Genomic DNA, 16,354 nt, shown 5'->3' with positions numbered 1-16,354 from the left:
GGAGCGCGCCGCCGCGCCGCACGAACCCGGCGCGCGGGGGCAGCCGGCCGGCCGACCGCTGCGCCAGCAGAGCCTCCACGTGGTCGGTCCAGTCGTCGGCGTCCGGCGAGTGGAAGTAGTTCTCGTCGAGCCATTCCGGATCCGGGTGCCGGAACCGGCGCGCGACGACGTCGTCCTCGCCGGCGAGCAGGTCGGCGTCGGCGAGCGTCTCGTTGATCAGCTGCGGCGAGACGCCGTACGTGTCGAGCGCGATGACGGGGATGCCGCGCGCGATCGCCTCGATCGCGGCGGTCGAGCTGACGGTGACGAGGCCCTCCGCGGTCGCCAGGGCCTTCCGCATCGGGCCCGTCGAGGTGACGAGGTTCGGCGGGAGCGGACCGAGGGCGGCGAGCAGCTCGGGGTAGCCGTCCTGCTCGACGTGCGTCTGGTGCTCGCCGTCCGCGGCGCGCAGCTTCAGCACCACCCGTCGCGACGGGTCCGCCTCGGCCGCCCGCACGAGCATGCGGGCGATACCCAGACGGTCGGCGCGTTCCGCGGGCACCTTGGCCTGCGCGGCGAAGACGAGGTCGCCGCCGCCCCCTCCCCTGCCCGCAACGCTGCCCGACCCCGACACCTGGGCGCCGCGGGCGAACGGCAGCGTGGCGAGGGCGTATCGGTGCGCGTACCCGGTGCGCGCCGACAGCGCTCCGAACTCCCGCACCTCGCGCCGTGAGTGCACCACGAAGAGATCGCACTGCAGCCGGTAGACGACGGCCCGGCGCGTGGCCGGAATCGAGATCCCCGGCAGCCCGGTCACGACGACAGGCCGCTGCGGCAGGGCCGCGAGTTCCCGCGCCAGCACACGCACCAGCGGACCGCGCGCTCCAAGCACGACGACGTCTGCCTCCAGCTCGGCGAGGCGAGCGCTCAGCCGGCCGTAGGAGATGCGCTCCACGCGCTCGCGGGGAAGGCGGCTGCCGCTGAGCGCCGAGGCGAGCTGGCCGTCGCTGACCACCAAGGGTGTCTCGAGCACCAGCAGTGCGGCATCCCATCGCTCCGCCACGCCGCCGAGGAGCGCCGCCGCCCACTTCACGTAGGAGTCGGTGTCGGCGATCGCGACGACGCGTGGCCTGTCGTCGCCCGGAGCGTGCGGCCTCACGCGGGGACGCGGCGCAGCTTCGCCATGGGCGCGAGCTCACCGGGGTACACGCGCTTGACGCCGTCGCCCAGCGCGGCCTCGATCACGCGGATGTCGCGCACCAGGTGCTGCAGGCCGGCCGGCTCGAGCGAGGCGGCGTGGTCGGAGCCCCACATCGTGCGATCGAGGGTGATGTGCCGCTCGACTGCGACCGCGCCCAGCGCGACGGCGGCGAGGGAGATCTGGAGCCCGCGCTCGTGGCCGGAGTAGCCGACGGGCACACCCGGGTAGCGATCGCGCAGGGCGGGGATCATGCGGATGTTCGCCTCTTCGGGCTCCATCGGATAGGTCGAGGTCGCGTGCATGAGGACCAGGCGGTCGGTGCCGAGCACCTCGATCGCCGCGTCGATCTGCTCGCTCGTCGACATGCCGGTCGACAGGATGACGGGCTTGCCGGTGTCGCGCAGCGCCTCGAGCAGCTCGACGTCGGTGAGCGACGCCGAGGCCACCTTGTGCGCGACGACGCCCAGATCCTCGAGGAAGGCCACGCTCGGCACATCCCACGGCGACGCGAACCACTCGAGGCCGCGCAGCAGCGCATGGTCCGAGATCTCGATGTACTGGTCGCGGTCGAACTCGACGCGGTGACGGTACTGGAGGTACGTCATCCGACCCCACGGCGTGTCGCGCGGGATGTCGCGCATGTGCTCGGGCGTGGCGATCTCGGGCGTGCGCTTCTGGAACTTCACCGCGTCTGCGCCGGCATCGGCCGCGACATCGATGAGGCGCTTGGCGAGCTCGACGTCGCCGTTGTGGTTGAGACCGATCTCGGCGATGACGTAGGCGGGACGCCCGCCTCCGACGACGCGGGATCCGATGGTGACGGTCATGAGGCCTCCAGTGGTGCAGTGGGGTGATCGGATGCTTCGCCTCGCCCGCCCGGCCCTGCGGCCGCTCCAACGGCGGTGCCGGCATGCGGTGCACTCGCGAGCACGCGCTCGGCGAGATCTCGCACCGCGCCGTCCCCGCCTCGGCGGTCGAGGACGACGCGAGCGGCGGAGAGGACGAGGGGATGAGCGTCGGGCACCGCCACCGGCCACCCGACGAGCTCGAGGCAGGCGAGGTCGTTGACGTCGTTGCCGAGGTACGCGACCCGCGACAGCGCGATGCGCTGGTCGTCGGCCCACTCCCGCAGCACGGCCGCCTTGTCGGCCGCGGCCTGGCGCACCTCGACGCCGAGCTTCCGCGCGCGGGCCGCGACCACGGGGTTCGCCTCGGTGGACAGGATCAGGACGGGGATGCCGGCGGCACGCAGCAGCGAGACGCCCATGCCGTCCGACCGGCTCACGGTCACCGATTCGAGGCCGTTCTGGTCGACGCGCACGGTGTCGTCGGTATGGACCCCGTCGAAGTCGGTCACGACGGCGTCGACGGGGATCGCCCGCTCGCCCCGCGCGTCGTGTTCGATGACGGCGGCGAGCCTCCGCGCGAGCTCCAGCTCGTGGACGGAGTCGATCTCGATCGCGGTGCGCGGGTCGACCTCGGCGATGCCGACGCTGCCGAAGAACCGGTGCTGCGCCGCCCGGAAGCCCGCGGCGCGCACGACGTAGAACCCGCCGGTCTCGAGGTAGTGCGGCTCGCGATCCTGCCGGCGCGGGCGCACGTCGATCTCGTGGTTGACCGCCTCGGCCGCGCCGCCGATGCCCTTCTCCCACAGGAAGCCGTAGGTCTCGACCGCTGAGAACACGCTGTCGCGACGCCGTGATCGCACCACCTGTACCGCCGCGGTGAGCGCCTCGGCGTCGATGAACGGCGAAGTGGCCTGCAGAAAGGCGACGACGCCCACGTCGACCCTGCGCTCCTCGAGGGAGTCGAGGGCGTGCAGCAAGGCCGCCTCGCTGCGCGCCTCGTCGCCCGCCAGGTCGGCGGGCCGCTCGACGATCTCGGCGCCCCATTCGGCGGCGACCGCGGCGATGTCCCCGTCATCGGTCGTCACGACGACCCGGTCGATCGCCGGACACCTCCGCGCCGCGTCGACGGCGCGGGCCACGAGCGGCACGCCGCCCACGCGCTGCAGGTTCTTGCGCGGGATGCCCTTCGAGCCGCCGCGCGCGGGGATGATCGCCACCGTCTGGTTCATGCGGCAGCCGTCCGCACCGTGCGGCGCGCGCGTCCGCTGCGTCCGATCACATCCGTGAACACCGTCGCGCCGGTGCCCGCGAGCACGAGGGGAAGGGTGGTGGTCGTGCTCGACGGCAGCGTGTGCACGTCGAGCGGATGCCGGGCGCCGGCCAGCACGAGCTCTACGGGCAGCCCGGTCTGATGGATCCGCAGCTCAGGCACCGTCGCGACGGCGTCGAGCTGCTCGGGCGTCTCCCGCCGATGCGGGAGGTACACCGCGCCGCCGGCCGCAGCATCCCGCAGCCACCGCACGTAGTCGATCAGCATCACGCGGCCGTCCACCGGGAGCGCACTGCCGAGCACGATGCGGCGGCCCAGCGCCGGTGCGGCGGGCGCGGCGGTGCGCGTCCACGAGAAGTCGTGGCGACGGATGCCGAACCCGCGGTCGGCGAGGGCGTCGAGGCGGTCGTCGCCGAGGTCGAACGCCGTGAACATACCGGCGCGTCGCGATGCCGCCCGGCGATGCACGAGCTCGGCGGCGAACGGCGCGACGGCGGTGGTGAGCCCTCGCTCTGCGACGTTCGGCCGCGCGTAGGGGCGGCGGCCCAGCAGGGCGTCGGCGTAGGCGATCGCGTACGCGCCGTCGTCGAGGAACGTGATGCGGTGCGGACGGAGCGCGGCGGCGGCGAGCCGGAACTGCCCCGAGAAGCCGTCGCCGACGAGCCAGTGGCCGTGACGTGCGAGCAGGCTCCACGGGATGCCGAGGTACGGCGCCAGCTCGCCGAAACGCGCGCCGCGCGCAAGCAGCTCGTCGGCGGTTGCGGAGATCTGCGGGGTCAGCCGTCCGGCGACGGGCACCGTCGTACGGTGCGCCGCCGCCCACTCGGCGGCGCCGATCAGCTGCAGGGGCGACTCGACCCAGGCCAGCACATCCTCGCGACCCATGGCGTCTCCTCTCGCGACCGTGCCCTCGCAAGGGCTCACGGCTGTCTCCCCACGGTGGGTGCGAGACGTGAACGCGACGGGTGCCGACGTGCGTCGCCCGCCGGTCCGGCAGATGAACGACTGGTGTCCCCGGACGCTCGTGCGGGCGTCGGAGCCGCATGCCAGGATGAACGCGTGACCGACCGCCTGATGCTGCTCGATTCCGCATCCCTCTACTTCCGCGCGTTCTACGGGGTGCCCGACACGGTGCGTGCCCCCGACGGCAGGCCGGTCAACGCGGTCCGCGGATTCCTCGACATCATCACGCGGCTGGTGACGACCTACCGCCCGACGCATCTCGTGGCGTGCTGGGACGACGACTGGCGACCGCAGTGGCGCGTGGACCTGATCCCGACGTACAAGACGCACCGCGTCGCGGAGGTCGTCGCCGGCGGTCCCGACGTCGAAGAGGTGCCCGACCCCCTCGAGGTGCAGGTACCGGTGATCCGCGAGGCGCTCGACGCCCTCGGCATCCGCATCGTCGGAGCGGCCGCCCACGAGGCCGACGACGTCATCGGCACGCTCGCGACGACCGCCACCATGCCCGTCGACATCGTGACGGGCGACCGCGACCTCTTCCAGCTCGTCGACGACGCGCGCGACGTCCGCGTCGTGTACACCGCCCGCGGCATGAGCAACCTCGAGGTGCTCACCGACGCCGCGGTGGTCGCCAAGTACGGCGTGCTGCCGGCGCAGTACGCCGACTTCGCCACCCTCCGCGGGGACTCCTCCGACGGCCTGCCCGGTGTCGCTGGCATCGGGGAGAAAACCGCGGCCGGGCTTCTGGCGACCTTCGGCGACCTCGCCGGGATCATCGCCGCCGCCGAGCTCGGCGAGGGGATGGCCGCCGGAGTGCGATCGAAGGTGCTCGCGGGCCTGCCCTACCTCGCCGTCGCCCCTCAGGTCGTGGCCGTCGTGCGCGACCTGCCGCTCGACGTGCCCGATTCTCGGCTGCGTCCGCTGGACGAGCAGGCCAGGGCGGATGCCGCGGCTCTCGCCGAGCGCTGGGCGCTCGGCACGGCCATGACGCGCATCGTCGACGCGCTCGACGCCGTCTGATCCGATCGGAGTACTCCCGCGGGAGTACTCCGAGGGCTCCCGGGGTCAGATTCCTCACAGCGGCACGCGGCGTAGCATCGGCGCATGCCCCGGCCCGCGCGTGACGACCCGGCGACGCGACGCCCCCTGGGAACGGTGACGGCGGCCGAGGACGCCTGGCCGCGATTCCGTCCCCCGGCCGCCGTGGTGCTCCTCGTGCCGGTGTTCGTCTCCCTGCTGGTGCAGGTGCCGGGGACGATCGCCCTGTCGTGGTGGCAGCGGGTGCCGCTCGCGTCGGCCGTGACGAGCGTCGCGCTGGCCGCGGCATCCGCTCTGCTCCTCCTCGCGGCGCGCCGCTTCCCTGGCCCCACCGTCGCTGCGATCGCCGTCTTCGCCGGCGCGGACGTGCTGATCGCGCCGTTCGGGGGGCCGCCGCCGGTCGCGCTGGTCTTCGCGATCGTCGGCGCGGTGGTGCGCGGTGCACGCGTGTGGGCGCTCGTGTCGGTCGGCACGGTGTGGCTCGCCGTCGTGGTCGGCGCCGAGTTCGTCGGGGTCGACTGGCACCCGGCACGCATCGGGCTGGCGACCGTGGGCCTGGCGCTCTGCTTCGCGCTCGGCGAAGGCATGCGCGCGCGCATGCGCGGTGCCCAGGAACGCCGCACACAGCTCGCCGCCCGCCGGCGCGCGGTCGAGCAGGAGGAGCGCACGCGCATAGCCCGCGAGCTGCACGATGTGCTCGCGCACTCACTGAGCCAGATCGCGGTGCAGTCGGGGGTCGGGCTGCACCTCTTCGACCGCGAACCCGAGCGTGCGCGCGAGGCGCTCGCGAACATCCGCGGCCTCAGCGCCACCGGCCTGGACGAGGTGCGGGGCGTCCTGGCGTTCCTCCGCGGCGACGAGTTCGGTGCTCCTGACACCGCCCCGCTCACGCCGCAGCCACAGCTCGGCCAGCTCGCCGGACTCGTCGCCGGCCGCTCCGGACTCGGCCTCGCGGTGGTGCTCGACGACCAGCTCGCCGGCGAGGCGCCGCCGAGCGCGGTGCAGACCACCGCCTACCGCATCGCGCAGGAGGCGCTCACGAACGTGGTCCGCCACTCCGCGGCGTCGAACGCGACCGTCAGCATCGCGCGCGACGCCGGCGACCTGGTGCTCACCGTCGCGGACGACGGCGCCGGCATTCCTGCGACCGCATCCGAACGCGGCGGACTCAGGGGCATGCGCGAGCGCGCCGAGCTCGCCGGTGGGCGGCTCACGGTCGACAGCGGTGCACGCGGCACGACGGTCGTCGCCCGACTGCCATGGCAGGGCGCGTCGTGATCCGCGTCGCGCTGGCCGACGACCACCAGCTCGTGCGGGCGGGGTTCCGGGCGCTGCTCGACTCCGAGCCCGACATCCAGGTCGTCGCCGAGGCGTCCGGCGGCCAGCAGCTGTTGACCGCGCTGCGCGAGACCGCCGTCGATGTCGCGCTCGTCGACATCCGCATGCCGGACGGCGACGGGCTGTGGGCGGCCGAGCAGATCGCCGCCGACCCCGCGCTGTCGGGCGTGCGGGTCGTCATCGTGACCACGTTCGAGCTCGACGAGTACGTCGTCCGCGCGGTGCTCGCCGGTGCCAGCGGATTCCTCGTGAAAGACACCGAGCCCGCCGACCTCATCCGCGCGGTCCGCGCCGTGGCCGCCGGCGACGCGCTCCTCTCCCCGGCGTCACCCGCACGCTGCTCGATCGCGCCGCCTCCCAGCTGCGGGTCGTCCCCGATCGCCGGCTCCTCGAGGCGCTCACGGATCGCGAGGTCGAAGTGCTGCGACTGGTCGCCGAGGGTCTCACGAACGACGAGATCGGCGCCCGCCTGTATCTGTCACCCCTCACGGCGAAGACCCACGTCTCGCGCATCATGCAGAAGCTCTCGGCACGCGACCGCGTGCGCCTCGTCATCGTCGCGTACGAGTCCGGCCTGGTCGGCTCCGAGCGGCCGTAGCTCCCGCACTACTCCCGCGAGAGCAGTCGAGATCACTCCGGCGGGCAGATTCGCGGATGCCGCGGCCGGCGTTGACTCGAGGCATCCGGTCGGCCATCCCGGCGCGACCGGTCCGAGAGAGGAATCCGCATGTCCACTGCACTCGCCACCGCACTCGACACAGGGATCGTGGCCACTCACGCCGTCGGCCCGTGGGGCTTCGGCTGGTGGTTCCTGCTGATCCCGCTGTTCTGGATCGCGCTCTTCGCGATCCTCTTCGCGGTCTTCGGACGCCGCTGGCGGCGCGCGGCCGTCGAGAACGGCTACGGGCCGTACGGGCGCACGCCCGCACGCCAGGCCGAGGCCACGCTCGCGGAGCGCTTCGCGAAGGGCGACATCGACGAGACCGAGTTCCGCGCCCGACTCGAGGTTCTGCGCGCCAACGCGGCGCACTGACGACGACCGGAGGGCGAGCGCGGCGCCGTGCCTGCTGTGGCGGGTCAGGTGCCGCGATCGCGTCCGGTCCACTCGCGCAGCCGCGACAGCGGCCACGTCGTGACGATGCGCTCCGGCGGCACGCCCAGCCGCTCGGCGCGCTCGGCGCCGTAGTCGAGCAGCGAGAGCTGCCCGGGCGCGTGCGCGTCCGAATCGATCGAGAAAAGGCATCCGATCTCCAGCGCCAGAGTCATCAGCTCGTCGGGCGGGTCCTGGCGCTCGGGCCTGGAGTTGATCTCGACCGCGACGCCGTGTGCCTCGCACGCCTCGAACACGGCACGCGCGTCGAACGTCGAGGGCGGTCTCGTCCCCCGAGAGCCCTCGACGAGCCGGCCGGTGACGTGGCCGAGCACGTCGGTGTGCGGATCCGAGACCGCGGCGACGAGCCGGCGTGTCATCGGCCCGCGCTCCATCCGCAGCTTCGAATGGGCCGAGGCGACGACGATGTCGAGCCGCTCGAGCATCTCGCTCTCCTGGTCCAGCGAGCCGTCCTCGAGGATGTCGACCTCGATGCCGGACAGGAGCGTGAAGCCGTCGCCGCTCATCCCGGCGACCACCTCGAGCTGCGCACGCAGGCGCTCGGACGAGAGGCCGTTCGCCACCCGCAGCCGCGGCGAATGGTCGGTGAGCGCGAGGTACTCGTGGCCGAGCGCTCGGGCGGCCTCCACCATGAGGTCGATGGAGGTGAGGCCGTCCGACCAGTCGCTGTGCGCGTGCAGATCGCCGCGCAGCAGCGGCCGCAGCGTCGAGGCGCGCTGCACCCCCGCACGCTCGCGCAGATCGACCAGGTAGCCGGGCACCTCGCCGCCCAGCGCCTGCTGAATCACCGCGAAGGTGGATTCGCCGATGCCCTTGCGCCGGCGCAGGGCTGCGGAATCCCGCAGCTCCGCGTCGGTCAGCCCCTCGATGGCGTCGGCGGCCGCACGGAACGCCTTCGACTTGTACCGCGACGACCGCTCCCGTTCGAGGAGCGTGGCGATCTCACTGAGGGCGTCGTGGGGGTTCACGTCGTGTGCGGCGGCCGGGTCAGACGACGTTCGCCCGCTTGATCACCACCGGCACGCTCGCGAGTCGGTGGATCGCCCAGCCGAACAGGATCGAGAGCACGCCCATGCCGGCCGCGAACAGCGCGACGCCGTACGCCACGATCGAGGTGAACAGCGAGGCGCGCAGGAACGACGCCTGCATCACCGTCGCACGCACTGGGTCGTCCTGGTCGAGCTCGGCGTACGTCTTGCCGCCGGATGCCTCCAGCGCGTGGTGGTTGATGATGTCGGCCTGCACGAACGCGGTGAACGGGCCGGTCACCTGCTGGCCCTGGAATGCCGCGGCGTCGTCGGGAATCGTGATGTTCTCGGCGGTCAACTGGTTGGTCACGCCGATCCAGGCGATCACGCCCACGATGATCAGCAGGACACCGCCCACGATGCCGAGGATGCCGATCGCCTTCACCAGGCCGACCTTCTTCTCGGGAGGCTCGATCACGTCGGCGGTGCGGGGCTCTTCCTGGCTCATGCGTCCTCCTCGATCACGGGTGCGTTGTGGCACACGCTATCGGCGCCCGCCGGTATGGCGGAAGACCGCGCGCCGTGCAAAACCGGCGCGCCCCGCGTCAGCGCGACAGCGCCCTCGTGGTCTCGACCCAGCGCGCGAGCGTCGCCGTGGCCGCGCCCGAGTCGATCGCAGCGGCGGCGTCGTCGCGCGCCTCGGCGAGGCGCTCGAGGATCGGTCGCTGCACCTGAGTGGCATCGCGGAACAGCCGGTAGGCGACGATGCCGGCTGCCGCGTTGAGCAGGACGATGTCGCGCACCGCCCCCTGCTCGCCGCCGAGGACGCGGTGCACGACGGCGGCGTTGTGCACGGGGTCGCCGCCGAGGAGGTCGTCGATGTCGGCCAGCGGGATGCCGAGGTCGCGCGGGTCGAGGTCGTGCTCGTGGATGTCACCACGGCTGACCTCCCACAGCCGGCTGTGTCCGGTCGTGGTGAGCTCGTCGAGGCCGTCGTCGCCGCGGAACACGAGCGCCGTCGCGCCGCGGGTCTGGAACACCCCGGTGATGAGCGGCACCCGGTCGAGGTGCGCGACGCCGACGGCGTTCGCCTCGGCGCGCGCCGGGTTGCACAGGGGTCCGAGGAAGTTGAACACGGTCGGCACACCCAGCTCGCTGCGCGTCGCGCCGGCGTGCTTGAAGCCGGGGTGGAACGCGGCTGCGAACGCGAACGTGATGCCGGCCCGCGAGAGCGTCTCGGCGACGGCGTCCGGTGAGAGCGCCAGGTCGATGCCGAGTGCGCCGAGCACGTCCGACGAGCCCGACGATGAGCTGGCAGCCCGGTTCCCGTGCTTGACGACGGGGATTCCGGATGCCGCGGCCACGAGTGCCGCCATCGTGGAGACGTTGACGGTGCCGAAGCGGTCGCCCCCCGTGCCGACGATATCGAGCACAGCAGCGTCGACGGGCAGCGGCACCGCCGCCTCGAGGATCGCATCGCGGAAGCCCACGATCTCGTCGACGGTCTCGCCCTTCGCGCGCAGCGCGACGAGGAATCCGCCCAGCTGAGATGGCGTGGCGGTGCCCGACATGATCTGCCGCATCGCCCACGTCGACTCCGAGACGCTGAGGTCGCGCCGCTCGAGCAGCGTGGTGAGGATTCCCGGCCAGGTGTACAGCTCCGCCATAACCCAGAAGCCTAGCCGGGCACGCGAATCGGAACCTTTTCGTGACACGGCGTCCCGTCTCGTGCGATTCTGCGTCTTCACCACGTGTTCACGGCAGAGTCGCAGTGTCCTCTTAGGCTCCCCTAAGTTCCAGCACGGGTGAAGACATGCCCTCCGATGCGAAAATCGCGGCCCTGAATCGGCCATAATGGGGAGCGTGACGACCTCCACAGCGACCTACTCCCAGGCCATGCGGTCCGTCAAGCGGCCGGATCCGGTCGCTGTCGGAACCATCGTGTGGCTCGGCAGCGAGGTGATGTTCTTCGCCGGCCTGTTCGCGATCTACTTCACCCTGCGCAGCACCTCGCCCGAACTGTGGGCGCAGGAGACGCAGCTGCTGAACATCCCTTACGCGACCGTCAACACGATCATCCTGGTGCTGTCCTCGGTGACGTGCCAGATGGGCGTGTTCGCCGCCGAGCGCTTCCAGCCCTACTCGCTGAAGAAGCGCGGCTGGCTCGGCTGGGGCATGGTCGAGTGGTTCTGGCTCACCTTCGCGCTCGGCGCGATCTTCGTCTCGGGCCAGGTGTGGGAGTACGCCCAGCTCGTCACCGAGGGCATGCCCATCAGCGCGAACTCGTACGCGTCGGCGTTCTACCTCACCACCGGCTTCCACGCCCTCCACGTCACGGGCGGCCTCATCGCCTTCCTCCTCGTGATCGGCCGCGCGTACGCCGTCAAGAACTTCGGGCGCAAAGAGATGACCTCCTCGATCGTCGTGTCGTACTACTGGCACTTCGTCGACGTCGTCTGGATCGCCCTGTTCCTCGTCATCTACTTCCTCAAGTGAGAGCGGAGCTGTAACCCGAAATGGCACGAGAGTCCACGCGCCGCTCGAAAGGCCGCCGCAGCCCCTGGGCCGCAGCCGCACTGATCGGCATCGGCCTGCTCATCACCGGCGGCGTCTACGCCGGGGCATCCGCCGCGATGGCGGCCACCACGCCCGAGACGGTGACCAACTCCGCACTCACCGCCGAGGACGGCAAGAAGCTGTTCCAGGCGAACTGCGCCACCTGCCACGGCCTCGACGTGCAGGGCACCGAAGACGGTCCGTCGCTGTACGGCGTCGGCGAGCTCGCGGTGCACTTCCAGATGAGCACCGGACGCATGCCGCTGCAGATGCAGGGGCCCCAGGCTCCGCAGAAGCCGGCTCAGTTCACCGAGGAGCAGATCGCCGCGGTGGGCGCGTACGTCCAGTCGATCGCCCCCGGGCCCACCTACCCCGACGACGAGGTGCTCGACGGCGGCGGCAACACGTCCGAGGGCGGCGAGCTCTTCCGCATCAACTGCGCGATGTGCCACAACGTCGCCGGCGCCGGCGGTGCGCTCACCGAGGGCAAGTACGCCCCGAATCTGCACACCACGTCCCCGCTCAACATGTACGCGGCGATGGTCACCGGCCCGCAGAACATGCCGGTGTTCAACGACATGACGTTGACCACCGAAGAGAAGCGCGACGTCATCACCTACCTGCTCTATCTGCAGGACAACGAGTCGGCCGGCGGCTTCACGCTCGGCTCGCTCGGCCCCGTCTCCGAGGGCCTCTTCATCTGGATCTTCGGGATCGGTTCGCTGATCGCCATCACCGTGTGGATCACGGCGAAGTCCAACTGATCTACGTACGACACACGCAACACTGACGAGGAGCAGCATGGCCCACGAGGACGACCCGCTCGAGCACGAGAGGGCTTCCTGGAAGCCCTCCCCCGGGCTCGCCGTCGCGGTCCCCGACCCGGTGCGCAACCCTGGCCTCCCCCCGCACCGCGAGCGGATGACAGACAAGGATCCCGCTTCGATGAAGCGGGCCGTCCGGGGCGTCTACACGCTCTTCTACCTGTCGATCGCCGGCAGCATCTGGGCCATCGCGGCCTACATGCTGTTCCCGATCGAGAGCGGGCGGATCGTCGACATCCGCAACAACAACCTCTTCATCGGTCTCGGCATCGCCTTCGCACTGCTCGCCATCGGCGTCGGCGCGATCCACTGGTCCAAGGCCGTCATGTCCGACCGGGAGTTCGTCGAGCCTCGCCACGCCACGCGCGGTCGCGACACGACGCGTGAGGCAGCGATCAAGGCGTTCGCCGATGCGGATGCCGAGTCCGGCTTCGGCCGCCGCGTGATGATCCGCAACTCGCTGATCGCCGCGCTCGTCGCCTCCGTCGTCCCCGGCGTGGTCCTGTTCCGCGGACTGGCACCGTTCAACTCGCCCGAGAAGCCGCACGCGGGCGACCCCGTGTACCTGCTCGAGCACACCATGTGGAAGAAGGGCATGCGCCTGGCGCACGACCCTTCGGGCGAGCCCATCCGCGCCGCCGACCTCACCCTCGGCTCCGCCGTGCACGTCATTCCCGAGGCCCTGGCCGAGGTGTCGCACAGCGAGGGCTACCTCGACGAGAAGGCCAAGGCGATCGTGCTGCTGGTCCGCTTGCTCCCCGAGCAGCTCGTCGAGTCCGAAGAGCGCAAGGAGTGGTCGTACAACGGCATCGTCGCCTACTCCAAGGTGTGCACGCACGTCGGCTGCCCGGTGGCCCTGTACGAGCAGCAGACGCACCACCTCCTGTGCCCTTGCCACCAGTCGCAGTTCGACGTCACCGACCACGCGAAGGTCCTCTTCGGACCCGCCGCGCGTCCGCTGCCGCAGCTGCCCATCACCGTCGACGACGAGGGCTACCTCATCGCGAGGAGCGACTTCAACGAGCCCGTCGGCCCGAGCTTCTGGGAGCGTCATTGAGCACCTCAACCGTCACCGAGCAGCCTGAGGCTCCTCCCGCGGCGCCCGTGTCGCCGAACGGGCGCGACAAGCCCCTCGGCGGCCGCTTCATCGGCGCCACCGCGAACTACATCGACGAGCGCACGAGTCTCTCCGGCTTCGTCAAGGAGCTCGGCCGCAAGATCTTCCCCGACCACTGGTCGTTCATGCTCGGCGAGATCGCGCTCTGGGCATTCGTCGTCGTGCTGCTCTCCGGCACGTTCCTGACGTTCTTCTTCCAGGCGTCGATGGTCGAGACGCACTACAACGGCGCGTACATCCCGATGCGGGGTATCGAGATGTCGGCCGCCATGGCCTCGACCCTCGAGATCTCGTTCGACCTTCGCGGCGGTCTCCTGGTTCGCCAGATGCACCACTGGGCTGCCCTCGTGTTCGTCGCCGGAATCGGCGTGCACATGCTGCGCGTCTTCTTCACCGGCGCGTTCCGCAAGCCGCGCGAGCTCAACTGGGTGATCGGCTTCATCCTGTTCATCCTCGCGATGGGCGAGGGCTTCACGGGTTATTCGCTCCCCGACGACGTGCTGTCGGGCAACGGCCTGCGCATCATCGACGGCATGGTCAAGGGCATCCCGATCATCGGCACGTGGACCTCGTTCCTGCTGTTCGGCGGGCAGTTCCCCGGCGACGCGATCGTGGGGCGCCTGTACACGTTGCACATCCTGCTGCTGCCTGCGATCCTGGTCGGCCTTCTCGTCGTGCACCTCATGCTGATGGTGATCAACAAGCACACGCAGTTCGCGGGCGCCGGGCGCACCAACAGCGTCGTCGTGGGCTACCCGATGATGCCGGTCTACATGTCCAAGATGGGCGGCTTCCTGTTCATCACGTTCGGTGTGATCGTCCTCATCGCCTCGCTGTTCACGATCAACCCGATCTGGAACTACGGTCCGTACGACCCGTCCCCCGTCTCCGCCGGCACCCAGCCGGACTGGTACATCGGCTTCGCGGACGGCGCGCTGCGACTGGTGCCGCCGGGCTGGGAGTTCGTCTTCCTCAACCGGACGTGGTCGTTCAACATCATCGTGCCGCTGGTCGCGCTCGGTCTGTTCATCGTCCTCGTGCTGATCTACCCGTTCATCGAGTCGTGGGTCACCGGTGACAAGCGCGAGCACCACATCGCACAGCGTCCGCGCAACGCCGCGACGCGCACCGCGATCGGTGCTGCCGGTGTCACGTTCTACGCAGTGCTCTGGGCCGCGGCGGCCTCCGACATCATCGCCACGCACTTCTGGCTGACGATGGAGGGCGTCATCCACACGCTGCAGGCGCTGCTGTTCATCGGACCGCTGATCGCGTACTTCGTGACGAAGCGCATCTGCGTCGCGCTGCAGAAGAAGGACCGCGAGATCGCCCTGCACGGCTACGAGTCTGGCCGCATCGTCCGCCTCCCCGGCGGCGAGTACATCGAGGTGCACCAGCCCGTCGACGACTACGAGCGCTTCAAGCTCGCCGACTTCGACACCTACGAGCCGCTCGTGGTCCGCCCGAACGCCAAGGGACGCATCCCGTGGCACGAGAACCTGCGCGCGTCGATCTCGCGCTGGTTCTTCGAGGATCGCCTCACCCCGGTCTCGCAGACCGAGCTCGACGCGGCGCTGGCGCACCAGCACCACGAGCTCGGCCACATCGCCGAGGAAGAGGACATCGAGATCCAGGGTGCGCACGAGCGCGCCGGTGTCCCCGACGCCCCGCACAAGCCGATCGACGACGGCAAGAACAGCGAGGTGCCGGTGCGCCCCTCGAACGTCATCGTGCCCGAGCCTGAGGCGGGGACGAAGTCGCCGCGGAATCGCGAAAAGGAGTCCGACCAGTAGGTCGGTCGTCACCACTTCACAGACGGATGCCCCGGCACGATCGCCACGATCGTGCCGGGGCTTCCGTTTTCCTCGTCGACGGGCGTGACGCAACGCCCTCACTCCCCCGACGCTCACGACGATTCGCGGAACGGCAGGATTCGTACGCCCTGTGACCGCACATCCGGGACCTTCGGCAACCGCGCTGTCGTACCGTGGTCTCATGACCGACGCGCTCTCGTACTTCTCCGCCAAGCTCGCCCTCGAGACCGATGCCTCCGATGTGTACGCCGCGCAGAAGGACGGGGAGCGCTTCGTCCTCGTGGACGTCCGCGGCCACGAGGCGTGGGCGCAGGGACGCATCCGTGGCGCCATCCACATGCCCTACCGCGAGATCGCCGAGCGCGCGCCGCGAGAGATCGACGCCTCGACTCCGGTGATCGTGTACTGCTGGAGCCCCGGCTGCAACGCCGGCGCGAAGGGCGCGCTCGAGTTCGCGAAGCTCGGCTACTCCGTCAAGGAGATGATCGGCGGCTACGAGTACTGGGTGCGTGAAGGGCAGCCCACCGAGAACGACGAGGGCGCACTCCCCCGCGTCTTCGACCCCCAGGTGATGGTCGTGCGCACGAAGGTGGGCAGCTGACCGGCCGCCTCAGGCCGACTCGAGCCCTTCCATGTACCGCGTGGCGGCCGACCCGTAGAACGCCGTCTGGGCGAACGCGCCCCCGCTGTCCGGCGCGGGCTCGACGACGTCGCACACCACGACCGTGACGTTGTCTCGACTGCCGGCGTCCAGCGCGAAGCTGACGCACGCCTCCGCGGCTGCCTGCGCATCGCCGACGCCGTTCAGGATGGCGCGGATGTCGGCATCCGGGACGTAGTCGGTGAGGCCGTCACTGCACAGCATCCAGCGGTCGCCCACCGGCGCGTCGAAGGCCGTCACCACCGCGGCGTCACGCTCGGCGCCACTGAGCGACGCAGTGATGAGGTTGCGGCGCGGGTGGGAGGCGGCCTCGGCGATCGAGACCAGTCCCTGATCGACGAGCGCCTGCACGAGCGAGTCGTCGCGGGTCATCTGCGTGAGCTCGCCTCCGCGCAGCCGGTAGGCGCGGGAGTCGCCGGTGTGAGCGAGCAGCACCCCGCCGTCGCGGTCGACGAAGAGGCCTGTGAACGTCGTCGCCATCCCGCTCAGGGACGGGTCGCGCTCGACGTGGGCGCGGAGATCCCAGTTGGCCGAACGCACGCTGTCGGCGAGCTGCACGGGCTCGAGTCCGTCCAGGCGGCCCGCCGCGAGGCGGTGGACGAAGGTCGCGGAGGCCAGGTCGCCGGCGGGTCCGCCGCCGACGCCGTCTGCGACCGCGGCACCCCA

General features: G+C 70.8%; 16 protein-coding genes and 1 pseudogene. 9 read left to right on the top strand and 8 right to left on the bottom strand.

Features of this window, described 5'->3' with window-relative positions; all coding sequences use genetic code 11:
- The 4 genes from VIP82_RS16165 to VIP82_RS16150 form a co-directional block, all read right to left on the bottom strand.
- Positions 1-1,138: DUF6716 putative glycosyltransferase (locus VIP82_RS16165; RefSeq protein WP_331910431.1), on the bottom strand; the 1,138-nt coding region annotated here is incomplete at its 3' end.
- Positions 1,135-2,007 (bottom strand): N-acetylneuraminate synthase family protein, encoded by an 873-nt coding sequence (locus tag VIP82_RS16160; RefSeq protein WP_331910429.1) that lies wholly within the window; start codon positions 2,005-2,007, stop codon positions 1,135-1,137. The genes VIP82_RS16165 and VIP82_RS16160, both read right to left, overlap by 4 nt.
- Positions 2,004-3,257: a cytidylyltransferase domain-containing protein gene (locus VIP82_RS16155; protein WP_331910427.1), complete on the bottom strand. Its 1,254-nt coding sequence runs from the start codon at positions 3,255-3,257 to the stop codon at positions 2,004-2,006. Before VIP82_RS16155 ends, VIP82_RS16160 begins: the two co-directional genes overlap by 4 nt.
- Positions 3,254-4,183 carry a hypothetical protein gene (locus tag VIP82_RS16150; protein ID WP_331910425.1) on the bottom strand — a complete coding sequence of 310 codons (930 nt, stop codon included), beginning with the start codon at positions 4,181-4,183 and terminating at the stop codon, positions 3,254-3,256. Before VIP82_RS16150 ends, VIP82_RS16155 begins: the two co-directional genes overlap by 4 nt.
- A gap of 174 nt (positions 4,184-4,357) precedes the next feature.
- Here VIP82_RS16150 and VIP82_RS16145 point away from each other — a divergent pair, with 174 nt between their 5' ends.
- The 4 genes and pseudogenes from VIP82_RS16145 (at position 4,358) to VIP82_RS16130 (ending at position 7,670) form a co-directional block, all read left to right on the top strand.
- Positions 4,358-5,281 (top strand): 5'-3' exonuclease, encoded by a 924-nt coding sequence (locus VIP82_RS16145; RefSeq protein ID WP_331910423.1) that lies wholly within the window; start codon positions 4,358-4,360, stop codon positions 5,279-5,281.
- 84 nt (positions 5,282-5,365) lie between these two features.
- Complete coding sequence (locus VIP82_RS16140) at positions 5,366-6,577, top strand: sensor histidine kinase (RefSeq protein WP_331910421.1); 1,212 nt, start codon at positions 5,366-5,368, stop codon at positions 6,575-6,577.
- Positions 6,574-7,235, top strand: a pseudogene (locus tag VIP82_RS16135) (response regulator transcription factor). The gene VIP82_RS16140 and the pseudogene VIP82_RS16135 overlap by 4 nt, the downstream one beginning before the upstream one ends.
- A gap of 129 nt (positions 7,236-7,364) precedes the next feature.
- On the top strand, positions 7,365-7,670 hold the full coding sequence (locus VIP82_RS16130) for an SHOCT domain-containing protein (protein ID WP_331910419.1): 306 nt from the start codon (positions 7,365-7,367) through the stop codon (positions 7,668-7,670).
- A gap of 44 nt (positions 7,671-7,714) precedes the next feature.
- Here the strand turns inward: VIP82_RS16130 and VIP82_RS16125 are convergent, their stop codons facing one another.
- The 3 genes from VIP82_RS16125 to trpD all read right to left on the bottom strand — a co-directional run bounded on the left by VIP82_RS16125 (position 7,715) and on the right by trpD (position 10,383).
- Positions 7,715-8,716 (bottom strand): PHP domain-containing protein, encoded by a 1,002-nt coding sequence (locus tag VIP82_RS16125; RefSeq protein WP_331910417.1) that lies wholly within the window; start codon positions 8,714-8,716, stop codon positions 7,715-7,717.
- A gap of 19 nt (positions 8,717-8,735) precedes the next feature.
- On the bottom strand, positions 8,736-9,224 hold the full coding sequence (locus VIP82_RS16120) for an aromatic ring-opening dioxygenase LigA (protein ID WP_331910415.1): 489 nt from the start codon (positions 9,222-9,224) through the stop codon (positions 8,736-8,738).
- A gap of 97 nt (positions 9,225-9,321) precedes the next feature.
- Positions 9,322-10,383, bottom strand: coding sequence for an anthranilate phosphoribosyltransferase (trpD, locus tag VIP82_RS16115; protein ID WP_331910413.1), 1,062 nt, complete (start codon positions 10,381-10,383; stop codon positions 9,322-9,324).
- A gap of 187 nt (positions 10,384-10,570) precedes the next feature.
- On the opposite strand from trpD, the gene ctaE reads away from it, so the two are divergent.
- The 5 genes from ctaE to VIP82_RS16090 all read left to right on the top strand — a co-directional run bounded on the left by ctaE (position 10,571) and on the right by VIP82_RS16090 (position 15,628).
- The gene (ctaE, locus tag VIP82_RS16110; RefSeq protein ID WP_308867497.1) at positions 10,571-11,212 is read left to right on the top strand and encodes an aa3-type cytochrome oxidase subunit III; all 642 of its coding nucleotides are present in this window, start codon (positions 10,571-10,573) and stop codon (positions 11,210-11,212) included.
- Between the two features lie 20 nt (positions 11,213-11,232).
- On the top strand, positions 11,233-12,036 hold the full coding sequence (qcrC, locus tag VIP82_RS16105) for a cytochrome bc1 complex diheme cytochrome c subunit (protein ID WP_331910411.1): 804 nt from the start codon (positions 11,233-11,235) through the stop codon (positions 12,034-12,036).
- 37 nt (positions 12,037-12,073) lie between these two features.
- Complete coding sequence (gene qcrA, locus VIP82_RS16100; protein WP_331910409.1) at positions 12,074-13,153, top strand: cytochrome bc1 complex Rieske iron-sulfur subunit; 1,080 nt, start codon at positions 12,074-12,076, stop codon at positions 13,151-13,153.
- Positions 13,150-15,006 carry a cytochrome bc1 complex cytochrome b subunit gene (gene qcrB, locus VIP82_RS16095; RefSeq protein ID WP_414684690.1) on the top strand — a complete coding sequence of 619 codons (1,857 nt, stop codon included), beginning with the start codon at positions 13,150-13,152 and terminating at the stop codon, positions 15,004-15,006. The genes qcrA and qcrB overlap by 4 nt, the downstream gene beginning before the upstream one ends.
- Positions 15,007-15,208: 202 nt before the next feature.
- Complete coding sequence (locus VIP82_RS16090; protein WP_331910407.1) at positions 15,209-15,628, top strand: rhodanese-like domain-containing protein; 420 nt, start codon at positions 15,209-15,211, stop codon at positions 15,626-15,628.
- A 9-nt stretch (positions 15,629-15,637) separates the two neighbouring features.
- On the opposite strand, the gene VIP82_RS16085 is transcribed toward VIP82_RS16090, so the two are convergent.
- Positions 15,638-16,354 (bottom strand): PP2C family protein-serine/threonine phosphatase (locus VIP82_RS16085; protein ID WP_331910405.1); only part of this gene is annotated, 717 nt, incomplete at its 5' end.

The sequence above is a fragment of the Microbacterium sp. genome (genome assembly GCF_036566905.1).
GTDB lineage: Bacteria > Actinomycetota > Actinomycetes > Actinomycetales > Microbacteriaceae > Microbacterium.
The sequence above is the reverse complement of the archived record's forward strand: the minus strand, read 5'-3'. Positions and strand labels throughout refer to the sequence as shown.